Source organism: Kosakonia arachidis, assembly GCF_900116535.1.
Taxonomy (GTDB): domain Bacteria; phylum Pseudomonadota; class Gammaproteobacteria; order Enterobacterales; family Enterobacteriaceae; genus Kosakonia; species Kosakonia arachidis.
The window spans coordinates 14,101-27,469 of the sequence record NZ_FPAU01000016.1 but is presented as its reverse complement, the minus strand read 5'-3'; the positions used below and the strand labels follow the sequence as shown (position 1 = coordinate 27,469).

The following is a 13,369-nucleotide window of genomic DNA, read 5'->3' as shown; positions in this document are numbered from 1 at the left end:
CTGACTGCTGCAATCACTACCGTTCTGGCAAAAACCTACGGTGGTTCTGCTCGCGCATTCGACCAGATCGATAACGCGCCGGAAGAAAAAGCTCGTGGTATCACCATCAACACATCTCACGTTGAATATGACACCCCGAGTCGCCACTACGCGCACGTAGACTGCCCGGGGCACGCCGACTATGTTAAAAACATGATCACCGGTGCTGCGCAGATGGATGGCGCGATCCTGGTTGTTGCTGCGACTGACGGCCCGATGCCGCAGACCCGTGAGCACATCCTGCTGGGTCGTCAGGTAGGCGTTCCGTACATCATCGTGTTCCTGAACAAATGTGACATGGTTGATGACGAAGAGCTGCTGGAACTGGTTGAGATGGAAGTTCGTGAACTGCTGTCTCAGTACGATTTCCCGGGCGACGACACGCCGATCGTTCGTGGTTCTGCTCTGAAAGCGCTGGAAGGCGAAGCAGAGTGGGAAGCGAAAATCATTGAACTGGCTGGCTTCCTGGATACCTACATTCCGGAACCGGAACGTGCGATTGACAAGCCGTTCCTGCTGCCGATCGAAGACGTATTCTCCATCTCCGGTCGTGGTACCGTTGTTACCGGTCGTGTAGAGCGCGGTATCATCAAAGTGGGTGAAGAAGTTGAAATCGTTGGTATCAAAGATACCGCGAAATCCACCTGTACTGGTGTTGAAATGTTCCGCAAACTGCTGGACGAAGGCCGTGCGGGTGAGAACGTCGGTGTTCTGCTGCGTGGTATCAAACGTGAAGAAATCGAACGTGGTCAGGTACTGGCTAAGCCGGGTTCTATCAAGCCGCACACCAAATTCGAATCTGAAGTTTATATCCTGTCCAAAGACGAAGGCGGCCGTCACACTCCGTTCTTCAAAGGCTACCGTCCGCAGTTCTACTTCCGTACAACTGACGTGACAGGCACCATCGAACTGCCGGAAGGCGTAGAGATGGTAATGCCGGGCGACAACATCAAAATGGTTGTTACCCTGATTCACCCGATTGCGATGGACGATGGTCTGCGTTTCGCAATCCGTGAAGGCGGCCGTACCGTTGGCGCGGGCGTTGTAGCAAAAGTTCTCAGCTAATTATTTAGCGTTGAATGAAAAAGGGCGCTTCGGCGCCCTTTTGATTGTCTGTTATTTAATGGTGGATATAATTTCTTGTAATCTGGATGGCCGTTACGGCAGCGATTATACAGTTGCGCTATTGTAATCATAACCATTCTCATCTACACTTTTGCGCATAAATTGAACGGGAGCGATCATGTACGTTTGTTTGTGTAATGGTGTGAGTGATAAGAAAATCCGTCAGGCAGTTCGCCAGTTTCATCCCCAATCATTTCAGCAGCTTCGCAAATTTGTTCCGGTGGGAAATCAATGTGGTAAGTGTGTTCGTGCGGCAAGAGAGATTATGCAGGACGAACTTACACAGATGCCGGAATATAAAGAGATCGCTTAAGGCGCTATCTTTTTTTGACATCCCTGCAGGCCGATCTACGCTTCAATAAGTGGAAGCGGAGGGAGTACATAATGAAAGGTGATGTTAAAATCATAAACTATCTCAATAAATTATTGGGAAATGAGCTTGTCGCAATAAACCAATACTTTCTCCATGCGAGAATGTTCAAAAACTGGGGACTGACGCGCCTCAACGATGTTGAATACCATGAATCCATTGATGAAATGAAACACGCTGATCAGTACATCGAGCGTATTTTGTTTCTCGAAGGATTACCGAACCTGCAGGATTTGGGCAAACTCGGAATAGGTGAAGATGTCGAAGAGATGTTGCAATCTGACCTCAGGCTGGAACTGGAAGGCGCAAAAGATCTGCGTGAAGCCATTGCCTATGCTGATAGCGTCCATGATTATGTCAGCCGCGATATGATGATCAACATTCTTACCGAAGAAGAGCACCATATTGACTGGCTCGAAACCGAACTCGATCTGATTGCGAAAATTGGTATTCAAAACTACCTGCAATCGCAAATCAAAGTTGAAGATTAAAACGATACCAGCGTTTGGTATCCAGTCAGCAGACCCGCAGCCGCCAGAAATGGACCCAACGGTAGCGGGTTTTTTAATGACTGCCAGCCATGTGTGCAGATGCATCTGATTCCTGCGACACAACAGGCCAACAAAGATGCAATGACAATCAGCGCAGGCAAATTTTCCCAACCATGCCAGGCTCCCAGCGCAGAAAGATATTTTACATCGCCATATCCCATTCCTTCCCGCCCACACAATAAGCGATACCCCCAATAGACAGCAGCAAAAGTAAAATAGCCGGCAATTGCTCCCCATACGGCATATTGCAAAAAAGCATCGTGGAAAAAACTGTGCCAACAAAGCCCTGCCCACAATAAAGGGCAAGTAAAACGGTCTGGGAGCAGACCGCTACGAATGTCGTGCCAAACGAGTAGCGAGTTCAGGGATAAGTAAATAAAGAGAAAGAGCATTTTGCCTCAAGTAAAGGATGATGTCGTACCAGGATAGTGGCGAAGGGGGAGCTGATTGCATAATTTATTTCTGCAAAATTACGAGACGACTCGCCATAAGTATTGCCTGATTGATTGCAATAGCATTTCTTCTGCGAGCTTGTGCGCAATGTTGCTTATTTTCTAAACGTCACTTGCGTCCAGCCCAGATTTACGTATAATGCGCGGGCTTGTCGTAATTGACGGCGTGTTCAATCTGAACTCTGGCAGTGTTTTTAGCTGCTAACAATGCCCCCAATCAGGGGGCTATGTAAGAACGGTTACACTCTCCCATCAATCGTAATGGGCAAGAGTAGTAATCATTTCGTTTATAAAATAATTGGAGCTCTGGTCTCATGCAGAACCAAAGAATCCGTATCCGCCTGAAAGCGTTTGATCATCGTCTGATCGATCAATCAACCGCGGAAATCGTCGAGACTGCTAAGCGCACTGGTGCGCAAGTCCGTGGTCCGATCCCGCTGCCGACCCGCAAAGAGCGCTTCACCGTTCTGATCTCCCCGCACGTTAACAAAGACGCGCGTGATCAGTACGAAATCCGCACTCACAAGCGTCTGGTTGACATCGTTGAGCCAACCGAGAAAACCGTTGATGCTCTGATGCGTCTGGACCTGGCTGCCGGTGTAGACGTGCAGATCAGCCTGGGTTAATCAGGTCATCGAGCGATTGAGAGGTTGAAACAATGATTGGTTTAGTCGGTAAAAAAGTGGGCATGACCCGCATCTTCACTGAAGATGGCGTATCTATCCCAGTAACCGTAATCGAAGTTGAAGCAAACCGCGTTACTCAGGTTAAAGATCTGGCTAACGACGGCTACCGCGCTATCCAGGTTACCACCGGTGCTAAAAAAGCTAACCGTGTAACTAAGCCGGAAGCTGGCCATTTTGCTAAAGCTGGCGTAGAAGCTGGCCGCGGCCTGTGGGAATTCCGTCTTGCTGACGGTGAAGAGTTCACCGTAGGTCAGGCGATTAACGTTGAGCTGTTTGCTGAAGTTAAAAAAGTTGACGTAACTGGCACCTCTAAAGGTAAAGGTTTCGCAGGTACCGTTAAGCGCTGGAACTTCCGTACCCAGGACGCTACCCACGGTAACTCCCTGTCTCACCGCGTTCCGGGTTCTATCGGTCAGAACCAGACTCCGGGCAAAGTGTTCAAGGGCAAGAAAATGGCGGGTCAGCTGGGTAATGAGCGTGTAACTGTTCAGAGCCTGGACGTAGTACGTGTTGACGCTGAGCGCAACCTGCTGCTGGTTAAAGGTGCTGTCCCGGGTGCAACCGGTAGCGACCTGATCGTTAAACCAGCTGTGAAGGCGTGAGGAGATAGCAATGGAATTAGTATTGAAAGACGCGCAGAGCGCGCTGACTGTTTCCGAAACTACCTTCGGTCGTGATTTTAACGAAGCGCTGGTACACCAGGTTGTTGTTGCTTATGCAGCTGGTGCACGTCAGGGTTCTCGTGCTCAGAAGACTCGTGCTGAAGTAACTGGTTCCGGTAAGAAACCGTGGCGCCAGAAAGGTACCGGCCGTGCGCGTTCTGGTTCTATCAAGAGCCCGATCTGGCGTTCTGGTGGCGTGACTTTCGCTGCGCGTCCGCAGGACCACAGTCAAAAAGTTAACAAAAAGATGTACCGCGGCGCGCTGAAAAGCATCCTGTCCGAACTGGTACGTCAGGATCGTCTGATCGTTGTCGAGCAGTTCTCTGTCGAAGCACCGAAAACCAAGCTGCTGGCTCAGAAACTGAAAGACATGGCTCTGGAAGATGTGCTGATCATCACCGGTGAGCTGGACGAGAACCTGTTCCTGGCCGCGCGCAACCTGCACAAGGTTGACGTTCGCGACGCGACTGGTATCGACCCGGTTAGCCTGATCGCCTTCGACAAAGTCGTAATGACTGCTGATGCTGTTAAGCAAGTTGAGGAGATGCTGGCATGATTCGTGAAGAACGTCTGCTGAAGGTGCTGCGTGCACCGCACGTTTCTGAAAAAGCGTCTACTGCGATGGAAAAAACTAACACCATCGTTCTCAAAGTTGCTAAAGACGCGACCAAAGCAGAAATTAAAGCTGCTGTGCAGAAACTGTTTGAAGTCGAAGTCGAAGTCGTTAACACCCTGGTAGTTAAGGGGAAAGTTAAACGTCACGGACAGCGTATCGGTCGTCGTAGCGACTGGAAAAAAGCTTACGTCACCCTGAAAGAAGGCCAGAATCTGGACTTCGTTGGCGGCGCTGAGTAAGTCGGAGGAGTAATACAATGGCAGTTGTTAAATGTAAACCGACATCTCCGGGTCGTCGCCACGTAGTTAAAGTGGTTAACCCTGAGCTGCACAAGGGCAAACCTTTTGCTCCGTTGCTGGAAAAAAACAGCAAATCCGGTGGTCGTAACAACAATGGCCGTATCACCACTCGTCATATCGGTGGTGGCCACAAGCAGGCTTACCGTATTGTTGACTTCAAACGCAACAAAGATGGTATCCCGGCAGTTGTTGAACGTCTTGAGTACGATCCGAACCGTTCCGCGAATATCGCGCTGGTTCTGTACAAAGATGGCGAGCGCCGTTACATCCTGGCCCCTAAAGGCCTGAAAGCTGGCGACCAGATTCAGTCTGGCGTTGATGCTGCAATCAAAGCGGGTAACACCCTGCCGATGCGCAATATCCCGGTTGGTTCTACTGTTCACAACGTAGAAATGAAACCAGGTAAAGGCGGTCAGTTGGCACGTTCTGCTGGTACTTACGTTCAGATCGTTGCACGTGACGGTGCTTATGTCACCCTGCGTCTGCGTTCTGGTGAAATGCGTAAAGTCGAAGCTGAGTGCCGCGCTACTCTTGGCGAAGTTGGCAATGCTGAGCATATGCTGCGCGTTCTGGGTAAAGCAGGTGCTGCACGCTGGCGTGGTGTTCGTCCGACCGTTCGCGGTACCGCGATGAACCCAGTAGATCACCCACATGGTGGTGGTGAAGGTCGTAACTTTGGTAAGCACCCGGTAACTCCATGGGGCGTTCAGACCAAAGGTAAGAAGACCCGCAGCAACAAGCGTACTGATAAATTCATCGTACGTCGCCGTAGCAAATAATTTTAGAGGATAAGCCATGCCACGTTCTCTCAAGAAAGGTCCTTTTATTGACCTGCACTTGCTGAAGAAGGTAGAGAAAGCGGTGGAAAGCGGAGACAAGAAGCCCCTGCGCACTTGGTCCCGTCGTTCAACGATCTTTCCTAACATGATCGGTTTGACCATCGCTGTCCATAATGGTCGTCAGCACGTTCCGGTATTTGTTTCCGACGAAATGGTCGGTCACAAACTGGGTGAATTCGCACCGACTCGTACTTATCGCGGCCACGCTGCTGATAAAAAAGCGAAGAAAAAATAAGGTAGGAGGAAGAGATGGAAACTTTAGCTCAACATCGCCATGCTCGTTCTTCTGCTCAGAAGGTTCGCCTTGTTGCTGACCTGATTCGCGGTAAGAAAGTGTCGCAGGCCTTGGATATTCTGACCTACACCAACAAGAAAGCGGCTGTACTGGTCAAGAAAGTTCTGGAATCTGCCATTGCTAACGCTGAACACAACGATGGCGCTGACATTGACGATCTGAAAGTTGCGAAAATTTTCGTAGACGAAGGCCCGAGCATGAAGCGCGTTATGCCGCGTGCAAAAGGTCGTGCAGATCGCATCCTGAAGCGCACCAGCCACATTACTGTGGTTGTGTCCGATCGCTGAGACTCTGGAGACTAGCAATGGGTCAGAAAGTACATCCTAATGGTATTCGCCTGGGTATTGTAAAACCATGGAACTCTACTTGGTTTGCGAACACCAAAGAATTCGCTGACAACCTGGACAGCGATTTTAAAGTACGTCAGTACCTGACTAAGGAACTGGCTAAAGCGTCTGTATCTCGTATCGTTATCGAGCGTCCGGCTAAGAGCATTCGTGTGACTATTCACACTGCTCGCCCGGGTATCGTTATCGGTAAAAAAGGTGAAGACGTTGAAAAACTGCGCAAGGTCGTAGCGGATATCGCTGGCGTTCCTGCTCAGATCAATATCGCCGAAGTTCGTAAACCTGAACTGGACGCAAAATTGGTTGCTGACAGCATCACTTCTCAGCTGGAACGTCGCGTTATGTTCCGTCGTGCTATGAAGCGTGCTGTACAGAATGCAATGCGTCTGGGCGCTAAAGGTATCAAAGTTGAAGTTAGCGGCCGTCTGGGCGGCGCTGAGATCGCACGTACCGAATGGTACCGTGAAGGTCGCGTTCCGCTGCACACTCTGCGTGCTGACATCGACTACAACACCTCCGAAGCGCACACCACTTACGGTGTAATCGGCGTAAAAGTGTGGATCTTCAAAGGCGAGATCCTTGGTGGTATGGCTGCAGTTGAACAACCGGAAAAACCGGCTGCTCAACCTAAAAAGCAGCAGCGTAAAGGCCGTAAATAAGGAGCGTCGCTGATGTTACAACCAAAGCGTACAAAATTCCGTAAAGTGCACAAAGGCCGCAACCGTGGTCTCGCGCAGGGCACGGATGTGAGCTTCGGCACTTACGGTCTGAAAGCTGTTGGCCGTGGTCGTCTGACCGCTCGTCAGATCGAAGCAGCACGTCGTGCTATGACTCGTGCTGTTAAGCGTCAGGGTAAGATCTGGATCCGTGTATTCCCGGACAAACCGATCACCGAGAAGCCGCTGGAAGTTCGTATGGGTAAAGGTAAAGGTAACGTGGAGTATTGGGTTGCCTTGATTCAGCCGGGTAAAGTCCTGTATGAAATGGACGGCGTTCCGGAAGAGCTGGCCCGTGAAGCCTTCGAGCTGGCAGCAGCAAAACTGCCGATTAAAACCACCTTTGTAACTAAGACGGTGATGTAATGAAAGCACAAGAGCTGCGTGAAAAGAGCGTTGAAGAGCTGAACACCGAGCTGCTTAACCTGCTGCGCGAGCAGTTCAACCTGCGTATGCAGGCTGCAAGTGGCCAGCTGCAACAGACTCACCTGTTGAAGCAAGTGCGTCGTAATGTCGCACGCGTTAAGACTTTACTGACTGAGAAGGCGGGTGCGTAATGACCGATAAAATCCGTACTCTGCAAGGTCGTGTTGTTAGCGACAAAATGGAGAAATCCATTGTTGTTGCTATCGAACGTTTCGTGAAACACCCGATCTACGGTAAATTCATCAAACGTACGACTAAACTGCACGTACATGACGAGAACAACGAATGCGGTACCGGCGACGTGGTTGAAATCCGCGAATGCCGTCCGTTGTCCAAGACTAAATCCTGGACGCTGGTTCGCGTTGTAGAGAAAGCGGTTCTGTAATACAGCACCCGTTCTCAAACGAATAAACGGCTCAGCGATGAGCCGTTTATTTTTTCTACCCATATCTGAGATCCGGTGTTATAATGCTGCGCCCTCGATATGGGGCTTTTTAACGACCCTGATTTTAGGGTCTTCAGTAGTAGTTGACATTAGCGGAGCACTGAAATGATCCAAGAACAGACTATGCTGAACGTCGCCGACAACTCCGGTGCACGTCGCGTAATGTGTATCAAGGTTCTGGGTGGCTCGCACCGTCGCTACGCAGGCGTAGGCGACATCATCAAGATCACCATTAAAGAAGCAATTCCTCGTGGTAAGGTCAAAAAAGGTGATGTGCTGAAGGCGGTAGTGGTGCGCACCAGGAAGGGTGTTCGTCGCCCTGACGGTTCTGTCGTTCGCTTCGATGGCAATGCTTGTGTTCTTCTGAACAACAACAGCGAGCAGCCTATCGGTACGCGTATTTTTGGGCCGGTTACTCGTGAACTTCGTTCTGAGAAGTTTATGAAAATCATCTCTCTGGCACCAGAAGTACTCTAAGGAGCGAATCATGGCAGCTAAAATCCGTCGTGATGACGAAGTTATCGTGTTAACCGGTAAAGATAAAGGTAAGCGCGGTAAAGTAAAAAATGTCCTGTCTTCCGGCAAGGTCATTGTTGAAGGTATCAACCTGGTTAAGAAACATCAGAAGCCAGTTCCGGCCCTGAACCAACCGGGTGGCATCGTTGAAAAAGAAGCTGCTGTTCAGGTTTCTAACGTTGCAATCTTCAATGCGGCAACCGGCAAGGCCGACCGTGTAGGCTTTAGATTCGAAGACGGTAAAAAAGTCCGTTTCTTCAAGTCTAACAGCGAAACTATCAAGTAATTTGGAGTAGTACGATGGCGAAACTGCATGATTACTACAAAGACGAAGTAGTTAAGAAACTCATGACTGAGTTTAACTACAATTCTGTCATGCAAGTCCCTCGGGTCGAGAAGATCACCCTGAATATGGGTGTTGGTGAAGCGATCGCTGACAAGAAACTGCTGGATAACGCAGCAGCTGATCTGGCAGCTATCTCCGGTCAAAAACCGTTGATCACCAAAGCGCGCAAATCTGTTGCGGGCTTCAAAATCCGTCAGGGCTATCCGATCGGCTGTAAAGTGACTCTGCGTGGCGAACGCATGTGGGAGTTCTTTGAGCGCCTGATCACTATTGCTGTACCGCGTATCCGTGACTTCCGTGGCTTGTCCGCTAAGTCTTTCGACGGTCGTGGTAACTACAGCATGGGTGTCCGTGAGCAGATCATCTTCCCAGAGATCGACTACGATAAAGTCGACCGCGTGCGTGGTTTGGATATTACCATTACCACTACTGCGAAATCTGATGAAGAAGGCCGTGCTCTGCTGGCTGCCTTTGACTTCCCGTTCCGCAAGTAAGGTAGGGTTACTTCATGGCTAAGCAATCAATGAAAGCACGCGAAGTTAAACGCGTAGCTTTAGCTGAAAAATACTTCGCGAAACGCGCTGAACTGAAAGCGATCATTTCTGATGTGAACGCTTCCGACGAAGATCGTTGGAATGCTGTTCTCAAGCTGCAGAGTCTGCCGCGTGATTCCAGCCCGTCTCGTCAGCGTAACCGCTGCCGTCAAACTGGTCGTCCGCATGGTTTCCTGCGGAAGTTCGGGTTGAGCCGTATTAAGGTCCGTGAATCCGCCATGCGCGGTGAAATCCCGGGTCTGAAAAAGGCTAGCTGGTAATTGTCACCAATTGAATCACGGGAGTAAAGACAGATGAGCATGCAAGATCCGATCGCGGATATGCTGACCCGTATCCGTAACGGTCAGACCGCGAACAAAGCTGCGGTCACCATGCCTTCCTCCAAGCTGAAAGTGGCAATTGCCAACGTGCTGAAGGAAGAAGGTTTTATTGAAGATTTTAAAATTGAAGGCGACATCAAGCCGGAACTGGAAGTGACTCTCAAATACTTCCAGGGTAAAGCTGTGGTAGAAAGCATTCAGCGTATCAGCCGCCCAGGTCTGCGCATCTATAAGAAAAAAGATGAGCTGCCAAAAGTTATGGGTGGTATGGGTATCGCAGTTGTTTCTACCTCTAAAGGTGTTATGACTGATCGTGCAGCGCGCCAGGCTGGTCTTGGTGGCGAAATCATCTGCTACGTAGCCTAATCGGAGGAAAAAATGTCTCGTGTTGCTAAAGCACCGGTCGTTATTCCTGCCGGCGTTGATGTAAAAATCAACGGTCAGGTTATCACGATCAAAGGTAAAAACGGCGAGCTGACTCGTACCCTGAACGATGCTGTTGAAGTTAATCATGCAGACAATGCTCTGACCTTCGGTCCGCGTACTGGTTACGTAGATGGTTGGGCTCAGGCTGGTACCGCGCGTGCCCTGCTGAACGCAATGGTTATCGGTGTTACCGAAGGCTTCACCAAGAAGCTGCAGCTGGTTGGTGTAGGTTATCGTGCAGCGGTCAAAGGGAATGTAGTAAACCTGTCACTGGGTTTCTCTCATCCTGTAGACCATCAGTTGCCGGCCGGTATCACTGCTGAATGTCCGACTCAGACTGAAATCGTGCTGAAAGGCGCTGATAAACAGATGATCGGCCAGGTAGCAGCAGATCTGCGCGCCTACCGTCGTCCTGAGCCTTATAAAGGCAAGGGTGTTCGTTACGCCGACGAAGTCGTGCGTACCAAAGAGGCTAAGAAGAAGTAAGGTAACACTATGGATAAGAAATCTGCTCGTATCCGTCGTGCGACCCGCGCACGCCGCAAGCTCAAAGAGCTTGGTGCGACACGCCTGGTGGTACATCGTACCCCGCGTCATATTTACGCCCAGGTAATCGCATCGAATGGTTCTGAAGTTCTGGTAGCTGCTTCTACTGTAGAAAAAGCTATCTCTGAACAACTGAAGTACACCGGTAACAAAGACGCGGCCGCAGCTGTGGGTAAAGCTGTAGCTGAACGCGCTCTGGAGAAAGGCATTAAAGATGTGTCTTTTGACCGTTCCGGGTTCCAATATCATGGTCGCGTCCAGGCACTGGCAGATGCTGCCCGTGAAGCTGGCCTTCAGTTCTAAGGTAGAGGTGTAAGATGGCTCACATCGAAAAACAAGCTGGCGAACTGCAGGAAAAGCTGATCGCGGTAAACCGCGTATCTAAAACCGTTAAAGGTGGTCGTATTTTCTCCTTCACAGCTCTGACTGTTGTTGGTGATGGTAATGGTCGCGTTGGTTTTGGTTACGGTAAAGCCCGCGAAGTTCCGGCAGCGATCCAGAAAGCGATGGAAAAAGCCCGTCGCAATATGATTAACGTCGCGCTGAACCACGGCACCCTGCAGCACCCAGTTAAGGGTACTCATACGGGTTCTCGTGTATTCATGCAGCCGGCTTCCGAAGGTACCGGTATTATTGCCGGTGGTGCAATGCGCGCCGTTCTGGAAGTCGCTGGAGTTCATAACGTTCTGGCTAAAGCATATGGTTCCACCAACCCGATCAACGTGGTTCGTGCAACTATTGATGGCCTGGAAAATATGAAATCTCCGGAAATGGTCGCTGCCAAGCGTGGTAAATCCGTTGAAGAAATTCTGGGGTAATTAACCATGGCAAAGACTATTAAAATCACTCAAACCCGCAGTGCAATCGGTCGTCTGCCGAAACACAAGGCAACGCTGCTTGGCCTGGGTCTGCGTCGTATTGGTCATACAGTAGAACGTGAGGATACTCCTGCGGTTCGCGGTATGGTCAACGCGGTTTCCTTCATGGTTAAAGTTGAGGAGTAAGAGATGCGTTTAAATACTCTGTCTCCGGCCGAAGGCTCCAAAAAGGCGGGTAAACGCCTGGGTCGTGGTATCGGTTCTGGCCTCGGTAAAACCGGTGGTCGTGGTCACAAAGGTCAGAAATCTCGTTCTGGCGGTGGCGTACGTCGCGGTTTCGAGGGTGGCCAGATGCCACTGTATCGTCGTCTGCCGAAATTCGGCTTCACCTCTCGTAAGGCAATGATTACGGCAGAGATTCGTCTGTCCGATCTGGCTAAAGTAGAGGGCGATGTAGTCGACCTGAACACGCTGAAAGCAGCTAACATTATCGGCATCCAGATCGAGTTCGCGAAAGTGATCCTGGCTGGTGAAGTAGCTCGTCCGGTAACTGTTCGTGGTCTGCGTGTTACTAAAGGCGCTCGTGCTGCTATCGAAGCTGCTGGCGGTAAAATTGAGGAATAAGTAGCAGATGGCTAAACAACCGGGATTAGATTTCCAAAGTGCCAAAGGTGGAATTGGCGAACTGAAACGCAGACTGCTGTTTGTTATCGGTGCGCTGATTGTGTTCCGTGTTGGCTCTTTTATTCCGATCCCTGGTATTGATGCCGCTGTACTTGCCAAACTGCTTGAACAACAGCGTGGCACCATCATTGAAATGTTTAACATGTTCTCTGGTGGTGCTCTCAGCCGTGCTTCTATTTTTGCTCTGGGTATTATGCCGTATATTTCGGCATCAATTATTATCCAACTGCTAACGGTCGTTCACCCGGCTCTGGCGGAGTTAAAGAAAGAAGGGGAGTCTGGTCGTCGTAAGATTAGCCAGTACACCCGCTACGGTACCCTGGTGTTGGCTATATTCCAGTCCATCGGTATTGCTACCGGTTTACCGAATATGCCCGGGATGCAGGGCCTGGTTATGAATCCGGGCTTTGCATTCTACTTCACCGCTGTTGTTAGTCTGGTTACAGGAACTATGTTCCTGATGTGGCTCGGCGAACAAATTACTGAACGTGGTATCGGTAACGGTATCTCGATCATTATCTTCGCTGGCATTGTGGCGGGACTTCCGCCAGCCATTGCCCATACTATTGAGCAAGCGCGTCAAGGCGACCTGCACTTCCTCCTGTTGCTGTTGGTTGCAGTATTAGTATTCGCAGTGACGTTCTTTGTTGTTTTCGTTGAGCGTGGTCAACGCCGCATTGTGGTAAACTACGCGAAACGCCAGCAAGGACGTCGTGTCTATGCTGCTCAGAGCACACATTTGCCGCTGAAAGTAAATATGGCGGGGGTAATCCCGGCTATTTTTGCTTCCAGTATTATTCTGTTCCCGGCGACCATCGCGTCATGGTTCGGGGGCGGGACTGGTTGGAACTGGCTGACAACAATTTCGCTGTATTTGCAGCCTGGGCAACCGCTTTATGTGTTACTCTATGCGTCTGCAATCATCTTCTTCTGTTTCTTCTACACGGCGTTGGTTTTCAACCCGCGTGAAACAGCAGATAACCTGAAGAAGTCCGGTGCATTCGTACCAGGAATTCGTCCGGGAGAGCAAACGGCGAAGTATATCGATAAAGTAATGACTCGTCTGACTCTTGTTGGTGCGCTGTATATTACTTTTATCTGCCTGATCCCGGAGTTCATGCGTGATGCAATGAAAGTGCCGTTCTACTTTGGTGGGACCTCTCTACTTATCGTTGTTGTCGTGATTATGGACTTTATGGCTCAAGTGCAAACTCTGATGATGTCCAGTCAGTATGAGTCTGCATTGAAAAAGGCGAACCTGAAAGGCTACGGTCGTTAATGGTCGCCTGAG

26 protein-coding genes are annotated in these 13,369 nt (G+C 50.1%); 25 read left to right on the top strand and 1 reads right to left on the bottom strand.

Features of this window, described 5'->3' with window-relative positions; all coding sequences use genetic code 11:
* The 3 genes from tuf to bfr form a co-directional block, all read left to right on the top strand.
* Window positions 1-1,104, top strand: a 1,104-nt coding sequence (gene tuf, locus BM427_RS24940) for an elongation factor Tu (RefSeq protein WP_090127209.1), incomplete at its 5' end; no start/stop codon positions are given.
* A 178-nt stretch (window positions 1,105-1,282) separates the two neighbouring features.
* On the top strand, window positions 1,283-1,477 hold the full coding sequence (gene bfd, locus BM427_RS24935) for a bacterioferritin-associated ferredoxin (protein WP_017460066.1): 195 nt from the start codon (window positions 1,283-1,285) through the stop codon (window positions 1,475-1,477).
* Between the two features lie 71 nt (window positions 1,478-1,548).
* Entirely contained in the window at window positions 1,549-2,025 is a 477-nt protein-coding gene (gene bfr / locus BM427_RS24930; RefSeq protein WP_090127207.1) for a bacterioferritin, read from the top strand.
* Here the strand turns inward: bfr and BM427_RS24925 are convergent.
* Window positions 2,022-2,477, bottom strand: a complete 456-nt coding sequence (locus BM427_RS24925) for a prepilin peptidase (RefSeq protein ID WP_090127205.1) — start codon at window positions 2,475-2,477, stop codon at window positions 2,022-2,024. The genes bfr and BM427_RS24925 overlap by 4 nt on opposite strands.
* A gap of 374 nt (window positions 2,478-2,851) precedes the next feature.
* On the opposite strand from BM427_RS24925, the gene rpsJ reads away from it, so the two are divergent.
* The 22 genes from rpsJ to secY all read left to right on the top strand — a co-directional run bounded on the left by rpsJ (window position 2,852) and on the right by secY (window position 13,357).
* The gene (gene rpsJ / locus BM427_RS24920) at window positions 2,852-3,163 is read left to right on the top strand and encodes a 30S ribosomal protein S10 (protein ID WP_001181005.1); all 312 of its coding nucleotides are present in this window, start codon (window positions 2,852-2,854) and stop codon (window positions 3,161-3,163) included.
* A gap of 32 nt (window positions 3,164-3,195) precedes the next feature.
* Complete coding sequence (gene rplC, locus BM427_RS24915; protein ID WP_090127203.1) at window positions 3,196-3,825, top strand: 50S ribosomal protein L3; 630 nt, start codon at window positions 3,196-3,198, stop codon at window positions 3,823-3,825.
* A 10-nt stretch (window positions 3,826-3,835) separates the two neighbouring features.
* Window positions 3,836-4,441, top strand: coding sequence for a 50S ribosomal protein L4 (rplD, locus tag BM427_RS24910; protein ID WP_090127201.1), 606 nt, complete (start codon window positions 3,836-3,838; stop codon window positions 4,439-4,441).
* Window positions 4,438-4,740, top strand: a complete 303-nt coding sequence (rplW, locus tag BM427_RS24905; RefSeq protein WP_000617546.1) for a 50S ribosomal protein L23 — start codon at window positions 4,438-4,440, stop codon at window positions 4,738-4,740. The genes rplD and rplW overlap by 4 nt, the downstream gene beginning before the upstream one ends.
* 17 nt (window positions 4,741-4,757) lie before the next feature.
* Entirely contained in the window at window positions 4,758-5,579 is an 822-nt protein-coding gene (rplB, locus tag BM427_RS24900; protein WP_007369812.1) for a 50S ribosomal protein L2, read from the top strand.
* A gap of 16 nt (window positions 5,580-5,595) precedes the next feature.
* Complete coding sequence (gene rpsS / locus BM427_RS24895) at window positions 5,596-5,874, top strand: 30S ribosomal protein S19 (protein ID WP_001138115.1); 279 nt, start codon at window positions 5,596-5,598, stop codon at window positions 5,872-5,874.
* A gap of 14 nt (window positions 5,875-5,888) precedes the next feature.
* Window positions 5,889-6,221, top strand: coding sequence for a 50S ribosomal protein L22 (rplV, locus tag BM427_RS24890; RefSeq protein ID WP_007369813.1), 333 nt, complete (start codon window positions 5,889-5,891; stop codon window positions 6,219-6,221).
* Window positions 6,222-6,238: 17 nt separating this feature from the next.
* Window positions 6,239-6,940, top strand: a complete 702-nt coding sequence (gene rpsC, locus BM427_RS24885) for a 30S ribosomal protein S3 (protein ID WP_000529945.1) — start codon at window positions 6,239-6,241, stop codon at window positions 6,938-6,940.
* A 12-nt stretch (window positions 6,941-6,952) separates the two neighbouring features.
* A complete protein-coding gene (rplP, locus tag BM427_RS24880; RefSeq protein ID WP_007369814.1) occupies window positions 6,953-7,363 on the top strand; it encodes a 50S ribosomal protein L16 in 411 nt (136 codons plus the stop codon).
* A complete protein-coding gene (rpmC, locus tag BM427_RS24875) occupies window positions 7,363-7,554 on the top strand; it encodes a 50S ribosomal protein L29 (RefSeq protein WP_002218942.1) in 192 nt (63 codons plus the stop codon). Before rplP ends, rpmC begins: the two co-directional genes overlap by 1 nt.
* On the top strand, window positions 7,554-7,808 hold the full coding sequence (gene rpsQ, locus BM427_RS24870) for a 30S ribosomal protein S17 (RefSeq protein WP_003031120.1): 255 nt from the start codon (window positions 7,554-7,556) through the stop codon (window positions 7,806-7,808). Before rpmC ends, rpsQ begins: the two co-directional genes overlap by 1 nt.
* 165 nt (window positions 7,809-7,973) lie before the next feature.
* A complete protein-coding gene (gene rplN / locus BM427_RS24865) occupies window positions 7,974-8,345 on the top strand; it encodes a 50S ribosomal protein L14 (RefSeq protein ID WP_035344535.1) in 372 nt (123 codons plus the stop codon).
* A gap of 10 nt (window positions 8,346-8,355) precedes the next feature.
* Window positions 8,356-8,670 (top strand): 50S ribosomal protein L24, encoded by a 315-nt coding sequence (gene rplX, locus BM427_RS24860; protein WP_090127199.1) that lies wholly within the window; start codon window positions 8,356-8,358, stop codon window positions 8,668-8,670.
* Between the two features lie 14 nt (window positions 8,671-8,684).
* Complete coding sequence (gene rplE, locus BM427_RS24855; protein ID WP_001096200.1) at window positions 8,685-9,224, top strand: 50S ribosomal protein L5; 540 nt, start codon at window positions 8,685-8,687, stop codon at window positions 9,222-9,224.
* 14 nt (window positions 9,225-9,238) lie between these two features.
* Entirely contained in the window at window positions 9,239-9,544 is a 306-nt protein-coding gene (rpsN, locus tag BM427_RS24850; protein ID WP_007369817.1) for a 30S ribosomal protein S14, read from the top strand.
* 33 nt (window positions 9,545-9,577) lie between these two features.
* Window positions 9,578-9,970, top strand: a complete 393-nt coding sequence (gene rpsH, locus BM427_RS24845; protein WP_090127197.1) for a 30S ribosomal protein S8 — start codon at window positions 9,578-9,580, stop codon at window positions 9,968-9,970.
* 12 nt (window positions 9,971-9,982) lie between these two features.
* Window positions 9,983-10,516 (top strand): 50S ribosomal protein L6, encoded by a 534-nt coding sequence (gene rplF / locus BM427_RS24840; protein ID WP_090127195.1) that lies wholly within the window; start codon window positions 9,983-9,985, stop codon window positions 10,514-10,516.
* Between the two features lie 9 nt (window positions 10,517-10,525).
* On the top strand, window positions 10,526-10,879 hold the full coding sequence (rplR, locus tag BM427_RS24835) for a 50S ribosomal protein L18 (protein ID WP_017460073.1): 354 nt from the start codon (window positions 10,526-10,528) through the stop codon (window positions 10,877-10,879).
* A gap of 14 nt (window positions 10,880-10,893) precedes the next feature.
* On the top strand, window positions 10,894-11,394 hold the full coding sequence (rpsE, locus tag BM427_RS24830; RefSeq protein WP_007369821.1) for a 30S ribosomal protein S5: 501 nt from the start codon (window positions 10,894-10,896) through the stop codon (window positions 11,392-11,394).
* A 6-nt stretch (window positions 11,395-11,400) separates the two neighbouring features.
* Complete coding sequence (gene rpmD / locus BM427_RS24825; protein ID WP_001140434.1) at window positions 11,401-11,580, top strand: 50S ribosomal protein L30; 180 nt, start codon at window positions 11,401-11,403, stop codon at window positions 11,578-11,580.
* A 3-nt stretch (window positions 11,581-11,583) separates the two neighbouring features.
* Window positions 11,584-12,018 carry a 50S ribosomal protein L15 gene (gene rplO / locus BM427_RS24820; RefSeq protein WP_007369822.1) on the top strand — a complete coding sequence of 145 codons (435 nt, stop codon included), beginning with the start codon at window positions 11,584-11,586 and terminating at the stop codon, window positions 12,016-12,018.
* Between the two features lie 7 nt (window positions 12,019-12,025).
* Window positions 12,026-13,357 carry a preprotein translocase subunit SecY gene (gene secY, locus BM427_RS24815; protein WP_090127193.1) on the top strand — a complete coding sequence of 444 codons (1,332 nt, stop codon included), beginning with the start codon at window positions 12,026-12,028 and terminating at the stop codon, window positions 13,355-13,357.
* The last annotated feature ends 12 nt before the right edge of the window (window positions 13,358-13,369 follow it).